The organism is Bacillus sp. TH17 (assembly GCF_016651125.1).
In the GTDB taxonomy this organism is placed as follows: domain Bacteria; phylum Bacillota; class Bacilli; order Bacillales; family Bacillaceae_G; genus Bacillus_A; species Bacillus_A mycoides.
On sequence record NZ_JAEKEN010000001.1, the window covers coordinates 2,271,692 to 2,292,829 of the forward strand.

At 34.3% G+C, this 21,138-nt stretch carries 23 protein-coding genes and 3 pseudogenes; 6 read left to right on the forward strand and 20 right to left on the reverse strand.

Annotated features, from left to right (window positions below; genetic code table 11):
• Positions 1 to 82: 82 nt before the first annotated feature.
• Both JFT95_RS11435 and JFT95_RS11440 read left to right on the forward strand, forming a co-directional pair.
• On the forward strand, positions 83 to 985 hold the full coding sequence (locus JFT95_RS11435; protein WP_133059811.1) for an SMP-30/gluconolactonase/LRE family protein: 903 nt from the start codon (positions 83 to 85) through the stop codon (positions 983 to 985).
• A complete protein-coding gene (locus tag JFT95_RS11440; protein ID WP_201052253.1) occupies positions 982 to 1,686 on the forward strand; it encodes a class I SAM-dependent methyltransferase in 705 nt (234 codons plus the stop codon). The genes JFT95_RS11435 and JFT95_RS11440 overlap by 4 nt, the downstream gene beginning before the upstream one ends.
• A 61-nt stretch (positions 1,687 to 1,747) precedes the next feature.
• Here the strand turns inward: JFT95_RS11440 and JFT95_RS11445 are convergent, their stop codons facing one another.
• Entirely contained in the window at positions 1,748 to 2,674 is a 927-nt protein-coding gene (locus JFT95_RS11445) for an NADP-dependent oxidoreductase (RefSeq protein ID WP_002013102.1), read from the reverse strand.
• 236 nt (positions 2,675 to 2,910) lie between these two features.
• Here JFT95_RS11445 and mleBCA point away from each other — a divergent pair, with 236 nt between their 5' ends.
• On the forward strand, positions 2,911 to 3,768 hold the full coding sequence (gene mleBCA / locus JFT95_RS11450; RefSeq protein ID WP_201052254.1) for a BCA family alpha/beta fold macrolide esterase: 858 nt from the start codon (positions 2,911 to 2,913) through the stop codon (positions 3,766 to 3,768).
• Between the two features lie 280 nt (positions 3,769 to 4,048).
• Here the strand turns inward: mleBCA and JFT95_RS11455 are convergent, their stop codons facing one another.
• Together JFT95_RS11455 and JFT95_RS11460 are read right to left on the reverse strand one after the other, a co-directional pair.
• Positions 4,049 to 4,384 carry a hypothetical protein gene (locus JFT95_RS11455; protein ID WP_002085171.1) on the reverse strand — a complete coding sequence of 112 codons (336 nt, stop codon included), beginning with the start codon at positions 4,382 to 4,384 and terminating at the stop codon, positions 4,049 to 4,051.
• 11 nt (positions 4,385 to 4,395) lie between these two features.
• The gene (locus JFT95_RS11460) at positions 4,396 to 5,565 is read right to left on the reverse strand and encodes a ParM/StbA family protein (protein ID WP_002013097.1); all 1,170 of its coding nucleotides are present in this window, start codon (positions 5,563 to 5,565) and stop codon (positions 4,396 to 4,398) included.
• Between the two features lie 209 nt (positions 5,566 to 5,774).
• Here JFT95_RS11460 and JFT95_RS11465 point away from each other — a divergent pair, with 209 nt between their 5' ends.
• Entirely contained in the window at positions 5,775 to 6,179 is a 405-nt protein-coding gene (locus JFT95_RS11465; RefSeq protein WP_012261049.1) for a hypothetical protein, read from the forward strand.
• Positions 6,180 to 6,220: 41 nt separating this feature from the next.
• Here JFT95_RS11465 and JFT95_RS11470 read toward each other — a convergent pair.
• The 6 genes and pseudogenes from JFT95_RS11470 to sleB form a co-directional block, all read right to left on the reverse strand.
• A pseudogene (locus tag JFT95_RS11470) lies at positions 6,221 to 6,756 on the reverse strand (DUF1697 domain-containing protein).
• A 164-nt stretch (positions 6,757 to 6,920) separates the two neighbouring features.
• Positions 6,921 to 7,418, reverse strand: a complete 498-nt coding sequence (locus JFT95_RS11475; RefSeq protein WP_002013093.1) for a GNAT family N-acetyltransferase — start codon at positions 7,416 to 7,418, stop codon at positions 6,921 to 6,923.
• A 27-nt stretch (positions 7,419 to 7,445) separates the two neighbouring features.
• On the reverse strand, positions 7,446 to 7,751 hold the full coding sequence (locus JFT95_RS11480; protein WP_151304456.1) for a hypothetical protein: 306 nt from the start codon (positions 7,749 to 7,751) through the stop codon (positions 7,446 to 7,448).
• A gap of 154 nt (positions 7,752 to 7,905) precedes the next feature.
• Positions 7,906 to 8,502, reverse strand: coding sequence for a YhcN/YlaJ family sporulation lipoprotein (locus tag JFT95_RS11485; RefSeq protein ID WP_002085166.1), 597 nt, complete (start codon positions 8,500 to 8,502; stop codon positions 7,906 to 7,908).
• 26 nt (positions 8,503 to 8,528) lie between these two features.
• Positions 8,529 to 9,869, reverse strand: a complete 1,341-nt coding sequence (gene ypeB, locus JFT95_RS11490; RefSeq protein WP_002032722.1) for a germination protein YpeB — start codon at positions 9,867 to 9,869, stop codon at positions 8,529 to 8,531.
• Positions 9,870 to 9,884: 15 nt separating this feature from the next.
• Positions 9,885 to 10,664 carry a spore cortex-lytic enzyme gene (sleB, locus tag JFT95_RS11495; RefSeq protein ID WP_002032721.1) on the reverse strand — a complete coding sequence of 260 codons (780 nt, stop codon included), beginning with the start codon at positions 10,662 to 10,664 and terminating at the stop codon, positions 9,885 to 9,887.
• 145 nt (positions 10,665 to 10,809) lie between these two features.
• Here sleB and JFT95_RS11500 point away from each other — a divergent pair, with 145 nt between their 5' ends.
• Entirely contained in the window at positions 10,810 to 11,142 is a 333-nt protein-coding gene (locus JFT95_RS11500; protein WP_002136667.1) for a DUF3889 domain-containing protein, read from the forward strand.
• Positions 11,143 to 11,198: 56 nt separating this feature from the next.
• Here JFT95_RS11500 and JFT95_RS11505 read toward each other — a convergent pair whose 3' ends face one another.
• The 5 genes and pseudogenes from JFT95_RS11505 to kynU form a co-directional block, all read right to left on the reverse strand.
• Entirely contained in the window at positions 11,199 to 11,834 is a 636-nt protein-coding gene (locus JFT95_RS11505; RefSeq protein WP_201052255.1) for a Pr6Pr family membrane protein, read from the reverse strand.
• A 20-nt stretch (positions 11,835 to 11,854) separates the two neighbouring features.
• Positions 11,855 to 12,771: pseudogene (locus JFT95_RS11510) on the reverse strand (serine hydrolase domain-containing protein).
• Between the two features lie 125 nt (positions 12,772 to 12,896).
• A complete protein-coding gene (gene kynA / locus JFT95_RS11515; RefSeq protein WP_201052256.1) occupies positions 12,897 to 13,736 on the reverse strand; it encodes a tryptophan 2,3-dioxygenase in 840 nt (279 codons plus the stop codon).
• A gap of 33 nt (positions 13,737 to 13,769) precedes the next feature.
• Complete coding sequence (gene kynB / locus JFT95_RS11520; protein WP_002032714.1) at positions 13,770 to 14,399, reverse strand: arylformamidase; 630 nt, start codon at positions 14,397 to 14,399, stop codon at positions 13,770 to 13,772.
• A 2-nt stretch (positions 14,400 to 14,401) separates the two neighbouring features.
• Positions 14,402 to 15,688 (reverse strand): kynureninase, encoded by a 1,287-nt coding sequence (gene kynU, locus JFT95_RS11525; RefSeq protein WP_098635759.1) that lies wholly within the window; start codon positions 15,686 to 15,688, stop codon positions 14,402 to 14,404.
• Positions 15,689 to 15,847: 159 nt separating this feature from the next.
• Here kynU and JFT95_RS11530 point away from each other — a divergent pair, with 159 nt between their 5' ends.
• Positions 15,848 to 16,459 (forward strand): TetR/AcrR family transcriptional regulator, encoded by a 612-nt coding sequence (locus tag JFT95_RS11530; RefSeq protein WP_201052257.1) that lies wholly within the window; start codon positions 15,848 to 15,850, stop codon positions 16,457 to 16,459.
• A gap of 47 nt (positions 16,460 to 16,506) precedes the next feature.
• Here JFT95_RS11530 and JFT95_RS11535 read toward each other — a convergent pair whose 3' ends face one another.
• The 6 genes and pseudogenes from JFT95_RS11535 to JFT95_RS11560 all read right to left on the reverse strand — a co-directional run bounded on the left by JFT95_RS11535 (position 16,507) and on the right by JFT95_RS11560 (position 20,983).
• Complete coding sequence (locus JFT95_RS11535) at positions 16,507 to 16,746, reverse strand: DUF3953 domain-containing protein (protein WP_002165667.1); 240 nt, start codon at positions 16,744 to 16,746, stop codon at positions 16,507 to 16,509.
• A 21-nt stretch (positions 16,747 to 16,767) separates the two neighbouring features.
• Entirely contained in the window at positions 16,768 to 17,013 is a 246-nt protein-coding gene (locus tag JFT95_RS11540; RefSeq protein WP_000873838.1) for a DUF3977 family protein, read from the reverse strand.
• A 115-nt stretch (positions 17,014 to 17,128) separates the two neighbouring features.
• Positions 17,129 to 18,979, reverse strand: coding sequence for a sigma-54-dependent Fis family transcriptional regulator (locus JFT95_RS11545; protein ID WP_201052258.1), 1,851 nt, complete (start codon positions 18,977 to 18,979; stop codon positions 17,129 to 17,131).
• Between the two features lie 314 nt (positions 18,980 to 19,293).
• The gene (locus JFT95_RS11550) at positions 19,294 to 19,632 is read right to left on the reverse strand and encodes an NIPSNAP family protein (protein ID WP_002165665.1); all 339 of its coding nucleotides are present in this window, start codon (positions 19,630 to 19,632) and stop codon (positions 19,294 to 19,296) included.
• A pseudogene (locus JFT95_RS11555) lies at positions 19,605 to 20,200 on the reverse strand (N-acetyltransferase family protein). The gene JFT95_RS11550 and the pseudogene JFT95_RS11555 overlap by 28 nt, the downstream one beginning before the upstream one ends.
• Positions 20,201 to 20,212: 12 nt before the next feature.
• Positions 20,213 to 20,983, reverse strand: coding sequence for a DeoR/GlpR family DNA-binding transcription regulator (locus JFT95_RS11560; RefSeq protein WP_002136681.1), 771 nt, complete (start codon positions 20,981 to 20,983; stop codon positions 20,213 to 20,215).
• Positions 20,984 to 21,138: the final 155 nt, after the last annotated feature.

The window sequence follows — 21,138 nt, forward strand, 5'->3', positions numbered from 1 at the left end:
CAAATCTTAATAATCTCTCACAAAAGGTTTACCTCTATTCTTATCGAATTATATAAATATCTTATAAAGCGAGGTGAACATCTTGTTCAGTAATATAGAATTAGTTTTAGATGCTAAAGCAAGTTTAGCTGAAGGACCATGTTGGAATGAAAAAAAGCAGCTTTTATACTGGGTTGATATTATGGAGAAAAAATTATGCATTTATACCCCCGCTAATAATTCAAACCGAGTGATTGCCCTCAATCAGCAAATCGGCTGCGTCGTTCCATATCTAGATGATGTAGTACTTTTAGCTCTAGAAAAAGGGTTTTATTCTTTTAATCTAAATACAGAAGAGCTTACACATATTTATGATCCTGAACCACATTTAATAGAAAATCGTTTTAATGACGGGAAATGCGATCCGGCTGGCCGCTTTTGGGCAGGCACTACTGACTTATATGGTATAAGTGGCGCCGGTTCCTTGTATTCTTTAAATAATAATCTCCAAGTAGAGAAAAAGGTATTACATGTAAATACATCAAACGGCATAGCATGGTCTCCTGACGATACATACCTTTATTTTATTGATACACCTACAAAAAAAGTAGTCCGTTTTCATTATGATATACATACTGGTGTAATTAGCAATCCAACAGATGTTATCATCTTCCCTGAAAATGAAGGTATACCCGATGGTATGACAATTGATGTAGAAGGTTGTTTATGGATTGCACATTGGGGTGGCTCGAAGATTACTAGATGGAATCCCTTTACTGGAAAACAGATTTTAAGTATTCCGATTCCTGCTTTATATGTAACGTCGTGTACATTTGGAGGACCTAATTTGACCGATTTATATATCACAACAGCCAGAACAAGAATGTCGGATGCGGAATTAAAACAGTACCCACATGCTGGTGGTATATTTCGAATTCAAATGAATGTTAAAGGTTGTCCAACCTATTCATTTCGCCATGAAACTATTGGCGTTGAAACACTATGAACAGAATCAATTACATAAGGCAAGAAGAGAAAAAGTATCACGATCTTTGCTATGAACAATACAAATTATTCGAAGCAGGATCTTGGCTGTATAAACCTGTTAAAACAGTTATGGGCATGCTGAACTATTTTGAAGGACAGAAAGACCTACAAATACTTGACCTTGGCTCTGGTGTCGGTAGAAACAGTATTCCAATTGCACAAAAAATCATGAATAGTGGTGGCACTGTTACTTGTGTCGATCTACTTGATTCGGCTTTAATGAAGTTACAAGTTTATAGCAAAGAATGTGGTGTATTTGAATACATAAAAACGGAACAAGCAGCAATTGAAAACTACTATATTGCTCCTAATACTTATGACTACATCGTTGCAGTATCAAGTTTAGAACATGTCAGATCAATAGACGATTTTAAAAAAGTGCTTCACTCTATGAAAAATGGGACAAAGAGTGGTGGTATCAATTGTTTAATAGTTAACTCTAACATTCAAGAAATAGATTTAGAAACAGGAGAAGAATTAGATGCTTTAATTGAAATTAACCTTTCTACGGAAGAAATGATACGTACACTAAAAAGTGTTTATAACGAATGGAAAGAAGTAAAAGTTGAAATGAAAAATTTAGCGTATGATATTGTACGAAACGGTAAACACATTCAATTAAATACGAATGCGATTACTTTTGTCGTGCAAAAATTGTAGTTTATATGAGTGGTGACAATTTTTATTTTTTATAGTCACCACTCGTATATTTATGTAAATATCATTCCATCGTAATTACAATTTTCCCTCTAACATGCTGACTTTCACTTAAAATATGAGCTTCTCTAATTCCTTCTTCATTAAACGGAACAACCTTACTGATGATAGGTTTAATTTTTCCATGCTCAATCAAAACAGATAATTCGTCCAATTGCTTCCCGCTTGGTTTCAACCATAAAAACCCTGATTTTATGGCCTTTACTTCATGACGTGGTTCATGAACGATAGAAACTAGAACACCACCAGATTTAATAATTTGAAAACTTTTTTCTTGTACTTCTCCGCCGATTGTATCTAACACAATATCATAATCTGATAGTAGCTCTTCAAATTTATCTTTTTTATAATCAATAACAAGGTCAGCACCTAAAGACTTTAAAAACTCTTCATTTTTACTACTTGCAGTTGTTGCGACAAAGGCCCCAAATGATTTTGCGATTTGAATTGCAAAACTCCCTACTCCGCCCGCTCCAGCATGAATTAATACTCGGTCATTTTCTTTTATTTGTGCGTAATCAACAAGACTTTGCCAAGCTGTTAGTCCTGCAAGAGGTATAGATGCTGCTTCTTCAAAATTAAGATTATTAGGCATTTGCGCTACTAAATTTGATTTCACTGTAATGTATTCAGAATAAGAACCTTTCCCTATATTTTCAGGTTTCGTAAACACTTTATCTCCTATTTTAAAATGATTCACATCTTCTCCAACTTCTTCAACTATTCCAGCAACATCTAATCCTAATGTAATTGGAAATGAAAATCGCAACTTTTCTTGTAAGTCTCCCTTTCTTATTTTCCAATCAACAGGATTGACAGATGTTGCGTGTATACGTATTAATACTTCATTACATTTAACAACTGGTTTAGGAACTTGTCTTTCTTGTAATTCTTCAACACTACCATATTGATCAATAACAATTGATTTCATTTCCTCTCCCCCTTGCTGTTTATTGTAATAACAAACAATTATTTTTCAAAATTTTTCGCCTTGAATGAAAATAAATATGTTTGGAGGTGATATTTATGCTACTCTACTAATTAAGCATCATGAGTGCAAAAAACATTTATTTCACTTAAATACAATCTAATTTACGCCTAAGAAACACCCAAAGTTATATTTCTCTTTATTTATTAATGACCTTTAAATGAAACGGAGAGTGTGCTATGAGTGAACAAGTTTTCAAAGTAAACGGTATTGATATATGTACAGAAAGCTTTGGAAATCCTAATAACCCAGCAATATTATTAATTATGGGAGCTACGTGTTCAATGGTTTATTGGGATGAAGAATTTTGTGAAAGGTTGGCTAGCACAGGAAGGTTTGTCATTCGCTATGATAACCGTGATGTTGGGCGTTCTGTTACATATGAGCCTGGGACTTCCAATTACACTGTAGCAGATATGGCTGAAGATGCAATCGGAGTACTCGATGCGTATCATATTGACAAGGCACACCTTTTTGGCATGTCATTAGGGGGTATGATTGCTCAAATTGCTGCAGTAAAACACCCAGAAAGAATTTTGACCTTAACATTACTAGCAACAAGCGTTATTGGATCTAATAACAATACTCGTGATTTGCCTCCAATGGATGAAAGAATTTTGACACATCATGCTAATGGTGCAAATTTAGATTGGACAAATAAAGATGTTATAGCGAAATATTTAATTACAGGATCACGTCTACTCTGTGGATCCAAGCGTATATTTGATGAAGCAAGAACTTTAAAACAAGTAAAGCAAGAAATAGAACGTGCTAACAATCTATTAAGCATGTTTAATCACGCCCTCCTTACAGGTGATGATTCTTATGAAGGTATACTAAAGTCGTTACTAGTACCTACTTTAGTAATTCATGGTACGGACGATACAGCTCTTCCACTTGAACATGGACTCGCACTTATTGATGAAATTCCGAACTCAAAGCTATTATCCCTTGAAGGTACAGGGCACGAGATTCATCCCGATGACTGGGATAAAATTATTAAAGCAGTTTCAGAACATATATCCAGTATAAGATAAGAACAATTATTAGAAGGGGCACAAATTGTTTTGCCCCTTCTATTTATCCCGCTATTTGTGGGCAGTAAAACTCCCACCTCAAAATTCAGCTGAAGCAAAGAAATTAGGTGGGAGATAAACTGCCCGTAAACGCCCGATTGGTGAAGGCTAATAATCAGTGGGGGATGAACAAAACCCCCACTGATTATAGTTTCACTTTATAAAGATTACGATACAATATCAAAAACCCATCACTGCATTCGTATGTATAGTGATGGGCTCTACCTATATTTTTCTATGCTTAAAAAAATGGACAATCTAACTGGTCAACAGATTCCCACGATTTTTTTTTTACATTTTCGGTGGATTTACTATTTTCTAGTGGTACGTGTTTAAATGGATTCATTTCAACTTTTAATAGAGATGATGGTTCTATATATAAAGAAAAAACATGGCTACTTGGCAAGGTTTTTGATACATCAATATCTCCTACTTGTTTAAATAATTGCTGGGCCGCAAAGAAAAAGAAATTAGTTGGATTAGATTGTTTATTAAGCCAAGCAATCATTTCAGGCGATACTGATTTATTAATATTAATTTTCACTCGATCACCACGTTTATATCGCCTAGATCGCATACTTCCACCAACTAACTTATCGTTAAGTTTGTAAACCCTAACTCTTTTTGCTTATGCTCTCTATATTTTGGCGAGCATGTATATACTAATAACCCACGAGCATTGGTGAATAACGGGTTATCTACAAAAATTACATTTTTCAAGCGTCCTTTTTGTTTCAAAATCATTTTTAAGCTATTTTTAATAATAACTGCACCCCCACCATAAATAAATACATATGGATCGTCTTTCATATCATCAATTTTGTTAATAATATCCGTTGCGACACGTGCTGCTAAACCTAAAAACGCTGGTTGCGATTCCTCAACTAACAATGCATTTCTTGGGTGCTTTTCATTTAAATAAATTTGGTTAAATTCTGTAATGCTATCAATTGTTTTCGTAGGATATTTCCGATTCCATCTCGTAATAATTTGTAGTAACGTTTCTTTTACACCATATGATAATCCTTTACTTAATTGCGGACGGAAATTTACCCCTAATGAAACAACTTCTTCCGTTGTCCCCGCGCCAATATCAAAAGACAATAAAGTTTTATCTACAAAATCAATTTCTGAAACTTGATTTTGTTCACATTCTATTTTATGTTTCACAACATTTCCTTCCTCATCATATACAATCCCCCACGTCCCAGAAGCGCCTTCAGGTAGACATTTACAAAACTCAATAGAAACATTAATCGTAACATCGCGTCCATTTGGATAATGGAATATGACCTTGTGATTACCCATATACCGTTTCGCGTTTTCAGCAGCAATTTCCTGTGTAATAAGTTGCATTGGAAGAGCAACAGATAAATCATAACGAATATTAATATGACTTGAAGTAGGGCTTTGACGCATAGCACTTATCGCTAAACCTGAAAGGATTGTAATAACCATTAACTCATCAGTAGATTTATTTGATTTCTTCTCCACTTCAGTACCTTTTAATTGATCTTGAATCACTTTTTCTCCAACGATGTATCGTACATTATTTAACATTAGCGATGGAGAACTAATGGTCACATCAATGTGATTCTCTAATTCTGACGATGAAACTTCACCCTCATCTAACAACCCCGTAGACTCACCTATATATAAGGAATAAATACTCGGAATAAAAATAGGTTCCTGCCCTTTCACCATTAACTTCAAACCATTATTTCCTGCATCTGCACCCGCTTTTAAAAGAATAGACATAACTACCCCCTAAATTAATCTGACATCCCTTCCAAATATATGCGAGCCCATTCTTTTACATTCAAATGTAATTTAATTTTTTATTTATCCCAAAAATAAAAAATTATAAACACTCACTTCATATGTAAAAAATATTTGACATAAGACTTTTCCAATTTTATACTATGGATGTAAAGAGTTTTTTACAAAAGTGGAGGTGCAATTATATATTGAATACTAAAAAAATTATTTTTGTAATCATAACTTTATCTTTAATCGCTATACTTGTACACGGCACATACAAATACATAACTGAAGGTTCAATTTTGGGCGGGACTATTTTCGCTGCCTCTTTAATACTTAGTAATTTAATAAATCATATTACATGGGGAGATCCAAACGGAGTATCGGAAGAAAGTCAAGATGAGATGGGACAACAAATTACCTATAAAAGCTTTAAAATCGCGTATTTCGTGCTTGTAGGTGTTATGTTCCTTATATTACTCTGCTCGGAAGGATTTTCTATGGGTTCCAATTTGGATGGTGTAAAAAACCTTCCACTCTTTATTGCACTCTGTTCTTCCTTTCTTATTTTCCCAATTGTTGAACTCATTGTCGCCAAACAATATAAATAAAAAAAGTGGTTTTCTAAATGCAGAAAACCACTTTTTTATGTTTAAATACCTTCTGCTATTGCTTTCAGCTTATTCACAGTCCGCCAGTTCCTTACTGTAGCTGGCGTATGTAATTTTTGAAACTGGTTCATTAGTTTAGAATTCCGAATGCTTTTTTGAAAAATAAATACACTACTCTTCCTTCGATATGGCAATCTTCTATGTCACTTTTGTACATAAGTAACCGCTTACTGTCTTCTTCAGAAAGTGGATTAGCTAAAAAGGCCACATGTACACTTTCTCCTTCTAATAACGAATGGGTCTCGTAAGGACACTTTTTAATAATATTAATAAATTCATCATTTGCTCGTAACATGACTGGAACATTGAAATCAAAAACGTTGTTAATTTCACATTCAATTCGTTCCTTTAAAAAACTTATCTCTTCTTCTGACTCAAACACTACATTTCCACTTTGAATATATGTTTTCACTCTTTTTAACCCTATTGATTCAAACATTATTTTCAAATCTGCCATTTTGATTACTTTATGTCCACCTACATTAATTCCCCGTAGTAGTGCAATATAAATTGTCATATGATTACCCCTCACGTATTTAAATGCTTAACAATCGAATTGTTTTGCACCTTCATGCTTCTCGAATACTTACTTTAATACATCTAACATATCATGTACGGAAAATATCTCAAATTAAAAAACTTACTACATGATTTTTTTCAAGAGTAAGCTTTGTTATATCATTATCTCGTTATAGGTAAATGTAATATGAATTGTTGTCCAATTGGTCCCATTCTTCTAAACCCTTTATCTTGAAATCCAACTTTCTCATATAACTTTTGTGCCGGAATATTTTTTTCATTTACAGCAAGAATCACTTCATTTTTTACTGGATAATAATATTTTACAAAGTCTTGTAATAACGCCAATGATTTTTTAGCATATCCTTTATTTTGTTTATTGTGATTAATAGAAAAAGAAGTTAAAAGTATAGCATCCTTATTTTCTGTAAACTCCTGTACCCTATCACCTGTTTGTAATATAAATACACCGACAGGTACTCCGTTATAGTCTAAAATAACAACTACATTTTTCGTTCGATCATTTTTCGCTTTCTCCAGTAATTCACCTGGATTCGCCGTAAATTGAACTTGTTCACTTGGTAAAGTAAATGATTGTATTATCTCTTTATATTGCTCCTTATACGGCACTAATTGTATTTCTCCTGTATGTATGTTCATGCTTAACTCTCCCATTCCTTCAAGTTATTAACTTAAACCTTGCTGTGTTTTAGAATGCACTTTTCCATCCAAAAATGTTATTTTAGCAAATGATTTTGGATCGTTTCCTTTCCAAGCAAAAATTTGCTTAATTCGTGTAGAATGTTCTTCCCCTTCTTCTATGAGTAAATCCCCTTCAAAACCGATTAAATCTTTCACTTCTAAATAAGTCATTCCTTCATTAATATTTGAGAAATGATTTATATTAATGGTCTCTTGCTTTTTATTTTCCGTTATAGTAGAAGACATAGCTGTTTTCTTCTTCACTTCTTTCTTCTGGTCACACGCTGTCATACTAAAACCTATGCATAAACTACCTAATATGAGTGCGCTTTTTTCATCATAACGGCTGTCCCTCCCCTCATTATTAAACCATATATTCCCTTAAAAATAAACTGAATATTTAATCTTGAAGAAAACCCCCGTACAATTTAGTACGGGGTTTTCACTATTTTTTCAAATGGTTATTTGACTGATCTTCTTGTTCTTTTCGTAGTTCTTGTTCTTCATCTTTTGGTAATTGTTTATCATTATCTTTAATCGGATTCGTTTCTCTATTTTCAATCATATCATTTGGAACTTGCGGCATTACTCGGCCAACAATTGCTGCTAATTCATCAAGTATGCCTTCACCAGTTTTACCTTTTTTAATTTGCTTGCCTATTTGTTTTAGTCTTTCATACGTATCAACATCTGCTACAACGACTGCATTTGCACCGTTCGGGTCATTCTTTAAACTTTCTGCAACAGAATACTTAATTGACTCAACGCGAGTTCGATCAAGTTTCGCTTTCACATCAATACCTACAACAGCATACTTCCCAACTACTACTGCTGTCGCATCGTTTACACCAGGTATACTTGCAGCTAAAGATGCCAGATGATCAGCAGCTTTTTCATTTGGCTTATTTGATTTATTTGTATACGTAACATTTTTCATCGAGACATTTTTTTGTTCTGGCTTTTCATTAGGATTGTCTTTTTTTCCAATGCTACATCCAGTAATAACGAAACAAAGCATTAACATATATATAATGATTTTCATTATTTTCACCACTTTATCATTGATGTTTAATCATAAATTTTCTCAACAGCTTGCATCTTCTTCACTTTTTCTTCTGCACCGCTATTTGCGTTAATGAAAATTTGGTACGTATCTTTCCCTAAAGTACCAATATATTCATAACAAAGTACTTCATTATGCAAGTCATTTACTACTACAGCTTTACGTTCTTCCATAACTTTTACATCGGGGTTAATTTTCTTTCTCGCCTCAGCAGCGGTTAGCTTCGCACTCGGAATCGTTCGTTTTTGATGTGATGCTAAATATTCCTTTGCGGAAAAACCAACAATCGACCCATCATCTAAGGCAATTTTCATTTGGATTGCTTCTGGATAAATACGCACTCCATTTTCATTTACAACGTACGTAAACACACCGATATTATCATATTGAGAACTATCAAACAGCTCCATATTTGTAAACTTGTGATCCTTTAAAAATGTTAATCCTTTACTTCCTGCATCATTTAAACTGATTTTTTGCTCTTTAATTTCTCGGTTGTTCATTACCCAAATTGGATATCCACCTTTTCCGGTAATATCCATATAATACTCATTGTTCGTTGCTGGATCTTGAATTTTCACACTGTAGAATGATTCTTTTGCACCTTTTCCACTTTTCTCAACTTCTACTTTTTCATTCCCTTTTAAGTTTAAAAATGATTTCGCGATTTTTTCCGCTTCCGCTTTCGAAATCGCCTTTCCTTTTGCTTCAAATCCGCCTTTTTTATTCTTTTGTGCACTTGTAAAAGTCGGTCCAAAGTTTGTGGACGAGTATGATGTTACATTCTTTTCTACCGTCTTTAATCCATCGATAATTGTGTTATCTGCTGGATCTTGGTTTGACGCAAGAGCCATTTCTACATCCATCCAGCGAAGATTATTCTTCAATACAAGATGCTGCACTTTTCTCAGTTCATCTTGTATATTTGCTGCATTTGAATATAAACCTTGTAACGTTTTATATTCTTGATCATTTAACGGATCTTTTTCTAAATCACGAACCGCTGCACGATAACTAAAATCACCGATATTCGCAAGGAACTCTTCCGTTTTATTAAATGGCATTAATGTTAAAGGTAATTGTCCTACATCAGAACGAGCCTCTGATGTTAAACGCCATACATCTACTAAAGCTGGCGATAATGAGGAACGTGAATTCATCGCCAGTGTTGTTCCAATTTTATCGTGTAATAAATCAACTTCATATGCTAAATCATGAAACGCACGCTGATAACTATTTTCCGCTCGAATTAATACTGCATTTTTCTCTTGATGCTCTTTATAGCCCCAATACCCTGTTCCGACTACACCTACTGTTAACAATACGATGATAATACCTCGTAACATGTTTCCACCTCCGCTCTATTTACAGAAAATATGCTTACCAATTTTTTTAATTTGTGGACGAGTCCAAATCCATTTACTTGTCGCAGTATCTGGGTTGAAATAATATAATGCATTCCCAGTTGGATCCCATCCGTTGATCGCATCTAATACGGCTTTTTTCGCATTTTCATTTGGCGTTAAATATATTTGTCCATCTGCTACTGCTGTAAATGCTCTCGGCTCAAAGATTACTCCTGAAACAGTATTTGGAAATGATGCACTTGTGACACGGTTTAAAATAACCGCAGCTACTGCAACTTGTCCTAAATACGGCTCACCACGGGATTCTCCGTATACAGCGTTTGCCATTAACTGAATGTCATTTTGAGAATAACCGTTTGGAACATTTGTCCCTGTACTTTTTGGCGGCTTATTTTCCTGTTTACCTCCACCACTGTTCCCTTTATTAGTTGTAGTATCTTTATTAGCGGTCGACTTATCATACTTAGTTGCCTTTACAAGCATTTGCTTCGTTTTAGCACCCGCTAAACCATCAACTGGCAAACCGAATTTTTGCTGAAAGTTTCGAAGTGCCCAATATGTACCCCATCCGAAAACACCATCAACTTTCCCCGTATAAAATCCGTTATATTTCAAACGAGTTTGCAGTTCAATGACATCTTCTCCAGATGCCCCTCTTTGAATCACTTGATTAGAAAAGGCTTCCACATTTTTGGTCTGTATACTACTTACCATTAAAGATAGCCCGATAAAGACAAGCAAAATCGCTATTTTAAAAACAGCTTTTTGACGCATGTATTTCCCTCCTTAATTACGGAAATGATTTCATGGTTATGTTTTGTAAAACCCTCGCTTTTATGTAAAGAAGACAAAAAAATCCAAACTTATATGCTTGAAGAAGTATGTAAACAATATACAAAAAGAATAAAAGGAGCTTATTATGAAGCGATTCTTCGTACGTACAGCATTTATATTTTTTTTAATAACAACATGTTCAAATATACATACCGACCCATCTATTGTTCACGCACAGCCGCCATATGCAAAATGGGGTAAACTAGCCGTTGAAAAAACGAAAGAACAATATCCGAAAGCTGAGATTATCGATTACCTTCATATAGGTAGACAACCAAAAACTGTTCAAATAACAGTTGAAAAGTTTAAATTATGGCTACGTGAGGGTGGAAAAGAGTATGGTGTTTTTGTGGATGTAGAGTTTGATACGAAAACAGAGGAATTTTTAAAGATGTCCTTTCATAAGACAAGTCGGTAAAACAAAAAAACCTCCGTTTTTACATACAGACAGAGGTTTTTTTATGTACTTCTTCCTTAATAAGGAGGATTATTTTTTATATGCAAAGATCGATTCCCTAACATTTTTACTAATCCGCAAATAGCTCTAATAACAACGGATATCCCTATACTATATAAAAATACTCTCCCATATCCACCTATTCTCGGATCTAAAAACGGATATGGGTACCAATTCACGAATGGCCCGCGTATTAAGCTATAGACAACATATAAAAGCGGGAAAACAAGCCAACTCGCAGCCTGTTTCCATGTAATGGTCTTCGTAGGTGGATTTATAACCCAATCTAAAATCATCGCTAACGGCATGATGTAATGAAGCACAGTATTTACCCACGGTATCGGTGTTTGAAGTGACTCTTCTAATCCCCTTAATAACAAAAAATAAATAAGTCCTGTTGTCAGTATGTATACTGTAGCTGCGCCGCGAAGAACTCCAAACTGCTCGGAACGTCCAAATAGGGCTGTCCCCAAGCTACTAAATAGTAGAATTACCGCCACTAAAATATTACTTTCAATTGTGAAGAAACTAAAAAAGTTAACTGGATTGAACGGTTTCACTTGTGCCCTTGTAACAAATTGAGTAATAAGTGCACTAAACGCTAGAAGACTTAATAACAGTCTATAAATCGCTATCATTTTTGCACTTCTCATAAAACACCTCCTGTCTCTTCTTATTTATGATTGGAATTCTCTTTTATATGCTCTATAAATAACTTTAATGGTACGAGGCCACGTTTGGGCATGTGACTACTAATAACAGCTACGAGCTCTAACTGCGGAATGATAATAATGTATTGCCCTCCGTATCCCATAGCAAAATACATACAATACGGTATGTGAAATCTTTCGTTATTTAACACCCACCAGTGATATCCATATGCCCCGACATGTTCATACGTTTCAAATAGAGCTGTACTTGATTGCTCTAACCATTTCGATGATATAATTTCATTTCCCTTCGAATATCCATTCTGCAAACATAATTTTCCTAACTTTAATAAATCTATAGATTTCATTTTCATACCGAATCCCCCGACATATACACCTTGCGGGTCTTGTTGCCATTCATATTCCGTAATGTTTAATGGATCAAATAAATACTTTTTCGCGAACTGCTCCGTCGACATTCCAGTTGATTCTTGAATGATGTAACTAAGTAAGTGAGAAGAACCTGAGTTATAATTCATTTTCATACCCACGTCTTCAATGAACGGCTTTTCTAAAATGAATTGTGCCCAATTGTCTGATTCCACAAAGTCATTTGGGAAAACAACCCCATTGCCGAATTCTTGCCAATCTTCTCCTGTTGTCATCGTTAATAAATGATACAGTGTTAATTCCCTTTTTTCTCCGGTACATTGGGAATCCATGTTGTGATTGGTGTATGTATATTATTTATAAATCCTTTATCAATTGCGATACCAATTAATATGGATACGATACTTTTTGTAATCGAATTAATTTTAAATAAGTCATTTGCACAGTCTATCGTTTTATAGTACTCAGTCGTTAATTCCCCCTTTTGATAAACAAGAAATGTATTAACCTTTTTCTTTTCAAATTTATTTTGTAATTGCTCGAAATTCAAGAAATCTTCCTCCATCTAAATGGTTATGTAATATTTGTTATTCATTTCGTTCTCTCTATTAAATCATATTTGTTATTAAAACAAAAAATAAACTTGCCAGCATTTAATAGCTGACAAGTTTATTTTTATAATTTCGTTCGAACGTTCCAAAGCTCTGGGAAGAAGCATTGATCAAGCACTCGCTTTAAATAAGATACGCCAGAAGAGCCACCTGTTCCCATTTTATGACCAATAATTCGTTCTACCGTTTTCATATGACGGAAACGCCATTGTTGTAGCCAGTCTTCAATATCGATTAATTTCTCTGCAAGCTGATATAAATCCCAATATTTCTGCACGTCCGCATATACTTCTATCCAAGCCGCTTCTACAGTTGCATCCTCTTCGTAAGGCTGCGTAACATCACGATTTAACACATCTTTATGAATTGGAAATCCTTCTTTAACAAGGGCTTGTATCGCCACATCATACAAACTTGGTGCATGAAGTGCTTTATGAAGACGAGCATGTAATTCTGGGTCCTTTTCATAAATTTTTAATGCATGTAGTGTTTTATAACCAAGTGCATATTCAATCATTCGATATTGATACGATTGAAAACCTGAAGCCTGACCAAGTGAATCGCGGAACTCAATATATTCTGATGGCGTTAATGTCGCAAGAATATCCCAAGATTGAATAATTTGCGACTGAATTTTTGATACACGTGCTAACATTTTAAAGGCTGGTGGTAATTTATCTTGTTTAATAGATTCAATCGCTGCATTCAATTCATGTAAAATTAGTTTCATCCAAAGCTCACTCGCTTGGTGGATAACGATAAATAACATTTCATCATGATGATCTGATAATCTTTGTTGACTAGATAATAAGCTATCTAGCTGTAAATACTCTCCGTACGTCATATTCTCTTTAAAATCCGTATGAATCCCTTTTTCCATAATTACCTTTTCATTTTCTTTCATATTAGCCAAACGCCCCTTTGTGTTCATTTCTACTTATATTGGTCTAATAACAGCTCGAACTGGACTCCCATCCGCATCTGTTAATGCAAGTGGTAATGCAATAAGTTCGTAATCGCCGTCTACTACGTGATCTAGTACGACATTTTCTAAAATATGAATTCCATGTTTAAATAATTGATGATGCGCTGCTAGTTCTTTATCATCTAAAGGATCAACAGATGGTACGTCCACCCCGATTAAACGAATTCCCTTTTCAGAAAGAAAGGCTGCAATATCTGCGCGTAAATGCGGGATTACATCTGGGAATTCATTTGCTTTACCATGTGAAGATGTACGTAATAACAATCGTTCTACACCTTCTAAATGAAAGTTTTCTAATTCCTTTTTCCCGATGCTTTCAAGATTAGAAACGTCAATGATTCGCGCTGGGCCAACATAAACTTGAATATCTAAATCCAACACCTTCTTACCGTCATTATCAAAATGAAAAGGTGCATCAATATGAGTACCTGTATGGATACTCATCGTTAACTTTCCGACATTTACTGAGCCACTGTCTTCTTTTGACCATGAAACTTCATACGAGAACGGTGTATCCCCTGGCCATGTCGCGATATCATTATTTAGCGGTTGTGAAATATCAATCCACTGCGATGTTTTCATGCTTACGCCACAACCTCTCGCTTATTTTCAAAGTTTTTATATTCTTCATTTTTCATAATGTTCTTTAAGATTTGTACAGAATTCCATACTTCCTCATACGTATTGTATAAAGCAACAGGCGCAAGTCTAACTCCATTTGGAGCTCTAAAGTCTGGAATAACCCCATTTGCTTTTAACGCTTTACATATACGTGCCGCCTCGGCATGTTCTAAATAAATATGCCCACCTCGTTTTTCATCCTCTAATGGATTTCCAATTGTAAATTCAAAGCCTTTTAATTCATGTTCAATTAAATCAAGCATATATCTCGTAATATGTAATGATTTTTCACGTAACTTTTCAATACCAGCTTCTTTAAAAATTTCAAGAGAACCGATTAATGGTGCAGTACTTAATACGTGAGGTGTCCCTATTTGATAAGCTCCAGCATGGTCAGCCGCAGTTAATGAATGCTCCATATCAAATTGCTTATCTTTTCTAGAACTAAACCAACCAGATAATCCTGGGAGTCTATTAAAGTGTTTATTATTTACATAAAGGCCTGCAACACCACCAGGACCTGCATTTAAATATTTATAATTACACCATACAGCGAAATCTACATCCCACGCTTTAAAATGATGCGGAATGGAGCCGATTGAATGACATAAATCAAAACCGATATGAATACCACGTTTATGAGCTTCAGCTGTTAATCGCTTCATATCAAGAATTTGTCCACTTCTATATAGTACAGAAGGCAATAATATTAAAGCGATATCATCGGTCATCGCATGAATAATATCATCTTCAGAAAGTGTTCTTCCATCTCGGCTTTTCACTCGTACTAAATGTTCATCTGGATCTAAGCCTTTTAAACGAATTTGACTCTGAAGTGCATAAATATCTGACGGAAAAGTTAATTCATCCGCAAGAATTTTTGTTCGTATTCCTTTCGGCTCATAAAACGTCGCAATAACTTGATGTATATTCGCAGTCGTGGAACCGGTTACAATCGTTTCTTCCGGTAAAGATCCAATAAGAGGTGCTGTCAATTCACCCAATTTCTCCGAAAGGAAAAACCATGGATGCTCACCTTCAGTCCATCCATCAATCCCAAACTCTTTCCATGAATCTAGCAAGGTAAGTAACGATTTCTCTGCTCTTTTTGAAAGCAACCCTAAAGAGTTACCATCTAAATATATTGTTCCTTCTTTTTTATAAAATTCAGATTGAAAATCTTTCAGTTCATCATGTTTATCACATTCAAGCGCATACTCATAAGTTGGTTGAAATGGTTCTTTATACATGGTGTCACCTTCTTTTAATTTTCTTTTTATTCTAACTAATTGAAATATATCACTTAAATTGATATAACGTCAATGATATTATGTCAGTTGACTTTATATACAAACTTCTTTTACAATACAATTATATTTTCAGATATTTCAGTATAAAGAGGTGATTCCTTGAAAAATTCTACTCTTTCAACAAGAAAACACCGCTCCTTAGAAACAAAAAAGAAACTATTACATTCCGGTTATACTATGTTTATAAAAAACGGATTTCAGAAAACTACAATCACGCAAATTATTAAACATGCAGAAACTGGTTATGGAACAGCATATGTATATTTTAAAAACAAAGATGCTCTCCTCGTCGTTTTAATGGAAGATGTTATGAATCGCTTTTATGATATTGCTGATCGCTCTTTTTCCCCTCAAACAAAGGCTGAAGCACGAGATATGATTCAGAATCAAGTACGCGCTTTTTTACAGTTAGCACAAGAAGAAAGAGCTATATTACAAGTTGTTGAAGAAGCAATAAGAACCTCAAAAGAAATACGTCAAAAATGGGATGAGATTCGCGAACGCTTTGTAACACGGATTATACAAGACATTACTCATTCCCAGGAAAATGAATTAGTACGAACTGAGTTAAATAAAGAGATTGTCACATGCGGCTGGTTCTCTATGAATGAAACGTTTCTTTGGACAATCGTGCAAAATGATAAAGAACTAGAATTAGAAGAAATTGTACATACTTTAACGGTAATGTATACGACGGGGTTATATAAATAGCACATTATAACCTAAATAAACCGTTACTCAATATGCTTAGTAACGGTTTATTTAAAATATTTTATTAACGATACAATAATACAAAAAAGTGATGTAAGTAATAGCAAAAGCCCCATATTCTTATTCTCTTTTTCATCCTTCTTAACGTTGTGTATCCCCATACCGGCAAGCATAAAACCTAAAAGTAATTGTAAAATGAGCATACTTTGCTTCGAATCATCATTCCAACTGTAAATAGAATAGCCCATTATAATAAAAGCGAGTATGAATGTGATAATTCTAATCATAAAAACACCCCCTGTTTGATTCTATTGTTTTAACCTACTCACCATTCCAACAATAAACTTATACTCAGCTCTACTTTTTCTTACTTTCTTAAAGCCCTCTTTCGTATCAAAAATAAAACACGTTTTCCGAAACCAAATCCGTACATATAAAGACTCAAAATAAATTGGTTTAATAATTCCTCGTTCCTCGAATTCAGTTCCATCTTTATTTTCCGTTTCCGTTCGAATGAACCACCTATTCCCGATTCCAATTTCAATATACTTCACATGCTAACCCCCTTCAGGAAATCTTCTTTCTAATTATTCTATTATTTCCCTGGCAAGCGCACATTCCGACAGAACGTGAGCCCATAAAGAAAAAGTAGATTACAAAAATCTACTTTTATATCCTAAATTTTTGCATACGTTTATAAAATGTACTGCGTGGCACATCTAATAGTTTTGCAGCTAATGAAACATTTCCGTTCGTCTTTTCTAGCGCTTCAATCATGCTGTCACGCTGTATTTTTTCACGGAAATTTAATGTATGCTCCGTTTTATTTTCTGCTTGCAATTCAAGTTGATGTTGATTTCCCATCATTGTTTGTAATAAAAAAGAGATTTGTTTTTCACATATTTCCCGTCCTTGCGACAAAATGTATATGCGTTCTAATACATTTAATAATTCTCGAATATTTCCGGGCCATGTATGCTGTGAAAATTGATTACAAATACTCTTTGGAAATACAACATTCCAATCCTTTCGTTCACAAAAATGTTGTATGAAGTACGGAATATCCTCTTTTCTTTCTATTAACGACGGAACATATAGCGGATAAACATGTAAACGATAATATAAATCTTGACGGAATTCCCCTTCTTCTACTAATCGTAGTAAATCTTTATGTGTCGCAGTAATAATACGAATATTTACTGGTACCTCTTTTGAACTACCAATTGGGGTTACTGTTCGTTCTTGCAAAACACGCAATAATGCCACTTGCATCTCTGGCGGCACTTCACCAATTTCATCTAAAAATATTGTTCCTCCGTCTGCTTGTTCGAATTTCCCTTTATATCCTTGGCGCCGCGCACCTGTAAACGCACCTTCAGCATAACCGAATAATTCACTTTCCATTAATTCTTTCGGTAATGAACCGCAGTTAACAGCTATAAAAGGACCATTTTTTCTTGGACTATTTTCATGAATCGCTCTCGCTACATATTCTTTCCCTACACCTGTTTCACCACATACATATACACTAGCGTCAGTTGGTGAAACAAGCTTAATTTCTTCTAAAGTATGTTGAAATACGCTGCTTGTCCCAATAACTCCAGGAAAAGTAATTCCGTTTATAAATGGGAAATTAGAAAATAAATTCGCCTGTTTATTTTCCTTTAAATAAATACATTTCCCGATCATTCTATCATTACTATATACTGGTACTTCTAATTTAGATTTCAATCCATTGTGTATTAAATCTTCAAGTTTCATTCGTGACCAATTACATACTCGTTCACGAACCCTCTTGCTCGCAGAAACGATAACATCACGATGGTTACAAATAACAACTTGTTCATCACTGTCAATTACATCTAAAAAACGATGGATTAAATGCAGTTCATTTTGATGTACTCGAATACTACATTCACGTTCAATCGCATGCGCGATCGAAGTTACCATTCCGAGCATATATGGATGTGAAAACTCAATTGGACAAGAGAAATCTAGAACACCAATTAATTTCCCGTCATCATTATGAATCGGAGAGGCCGCACAGCTCCAGCTATGAGATGCGACAGAATAATGCTCTGTACCACTTATCATAATAGCCTCTTCAATCTGTAACGCTGTTCCTATCGCATTTGTACCAACAGCTGCTTCCGTCCATTTCACACCTTCAATAAAATTAATATGTTTCGCTCGTTTCAACGTTTGCTGATTTCCACTTAATGATAGAACATAACCATCTGGATCAATTAATAATGCCATCATTTGCAGTTCATCAATGGTTTTTCTCATATTTTGTATTTGAGGTATTGCTATATCAAGGAAGATTTCACTCTTTTTCTTTTGATCCTGAAAAATATCAGAAGACAAAATTTTCTGACCTTTATTCATATGAGGATTCACATTTGCTTGTTTACATCGATGCCATGACTCTGAAATTCTTTCGTTTATACGGTTCGAATCAAGGACTCCTTCATCCACAAACTTTTTCCATGTATGTAAGTAAAACGGTGAAGCTAACATTGTATCATCTCCCCTATTAATTGTTTTGGAGATTTATAAAACATACTTTTATTATAAATCTGAATAAAAGCGTTTTCAATACAACTAGAAAGATGACACAAGTATGTTAATAATTTGAATATCTTAATGAACTTCTTTATTCTTTTTTAGTAGAACTATATTTTGTATAATGGACGCAAAGAAAATACATAACCAAAACCACTTTTGTGGATTTCCGTTTATAAAGAAAACTATCACCGCTATTGCAAATAAAATGGTGGATGCTAAACTAAAATATAATTTTGTTTTAATTCCCATTATTCCCCACCCCTCTATCACTTTACAGTACATACTAACTCTTCATTTTTTAACTCTAATATGTACTCCTGTAAAACATATTCTTTCCCGCCATGTTTTTCATACCAATCGTGTATTCTTTTAACATGTATCTTGTCGCTTCTAATTTTTGATTCAATTTCTTTATACTGTTCATAACTATCATATTCCCATAGTGCAAATACTTCAGTCGTACCATCATTATTATCTTTCATCCAGCGCCCTATTAAACGAGAACCATATTTTATTTGATTAGGTAAATTAGTATCATTGAAATGATCATTAAATATTTCTATGAATTCATTTTTTACTACATAGTATTTCCTTCTGTAAAACATACTTCTTCACCTCTTTTATGAAAAGTATCAGTAAACCTTCCCATTACTACCGTATTATAATACTTACCATCCGACAGTTTTTTATCATTTTTTAGAATACCTTCTACCTCCAAACCTAATTTTTTATAAAGTTTGATGGCTTTTTCATTTGTCTCTAACACTTGCAATGATATCTTTTTCACTTCATTTTCATCAGCCCACTGAATAGATTGTTGCAATAGACTCTTACCCATTCCATATCCCCAAAACTCTCTTAAAATACAAACACCAAACTCTACTTTATGAGATAATCTCTTCAAATTTGATCCTTCACATCTCGAAAATCCTACGATTCGATTGTGCACTTCTACAACTAAAAAAGATTCTTCATCTCTTCACTATCTGTTTTTACTATTTTTTGAAACCCTATCTTATCAATAAACCCCTCTCCAGCTTCTCTATCCATATTTTCAGTTTCGCCATCGATCTGAACTCTAATTTCTGATAACTGCTCAGCATCCGTTTGAACTGCAGAACGAACTGTATAAGTTAATCCATTTATATGAAACTCTTGTCTTTTTATAATCATTTCAAACTCCTTTTAAATGAGGTCTATTGACGCTATTACAATTTCTTTACCTTGTTTCTCAAATTGTTGAATCGTTTCTTTACTAGCCCCTTCATCTGTTATTATAAGGTCAATTTCTACCAGTGACTCTCCTTTTATAAAGCAGTCTATTCCGATTTTATTATGAGGAGCTAAACAAATATTTCTTCTAGCAATTTTACTTACTGTTTTTCCAAAATAAGCAACTTCCGGTGTCGCAGTACTTATACCATTCAATGAAATACCGCCACCTGTAGAGAAATAAAGATCAATAGAGAATCTACTTATCAATTCAGAGGCCAGTGTATCTGTCATATTTCCTGATGGTTTCACTTTTCCACCAATTAAGTACGTATCAATGTTCTTATATTCCCGTAACTTACTAGCAATTTCTAAAGCATTCGTAATAACTGTAAATGATGTTTCAGGTAAATACTTTAACATGGCATAATGAATGGAAGCCCCGCCAATAAAAACGGAATCTCCTTCTTGTATGTAGGATACAGCAACTTTCGCAATCGCATCTTCATCTATTGAACTATCACGATAACGTTTCGATGGTTCGGCAGCTAAGTTTCTCACTCGCGTAAGTTCAACTGCACCTCCGTGCGTTCTTTTTAATAAACCATCCTTCTCCATAATAGACAAATCTCTTCTTATAGAATCAATAGACATATCAAAACTTTCCGCAAGATCCTTTGCGATTACTCTTCCATCTCTCTTAAGTAACTCTAAAATTTTCTCTCTACGCTCTTCAGTGAACATGTTATCACCACTATTATTGAAGATTCAGAAATTTAACTCTTCTCATTCAATTATATGCATGTTTTTTCTGTTTTACAATATTTTCAATTCTTATTTCTTCAGCTTTATACAGTTTTTCTCCCTATTTTTATCCCATTAACTTGAAAACGAAATAA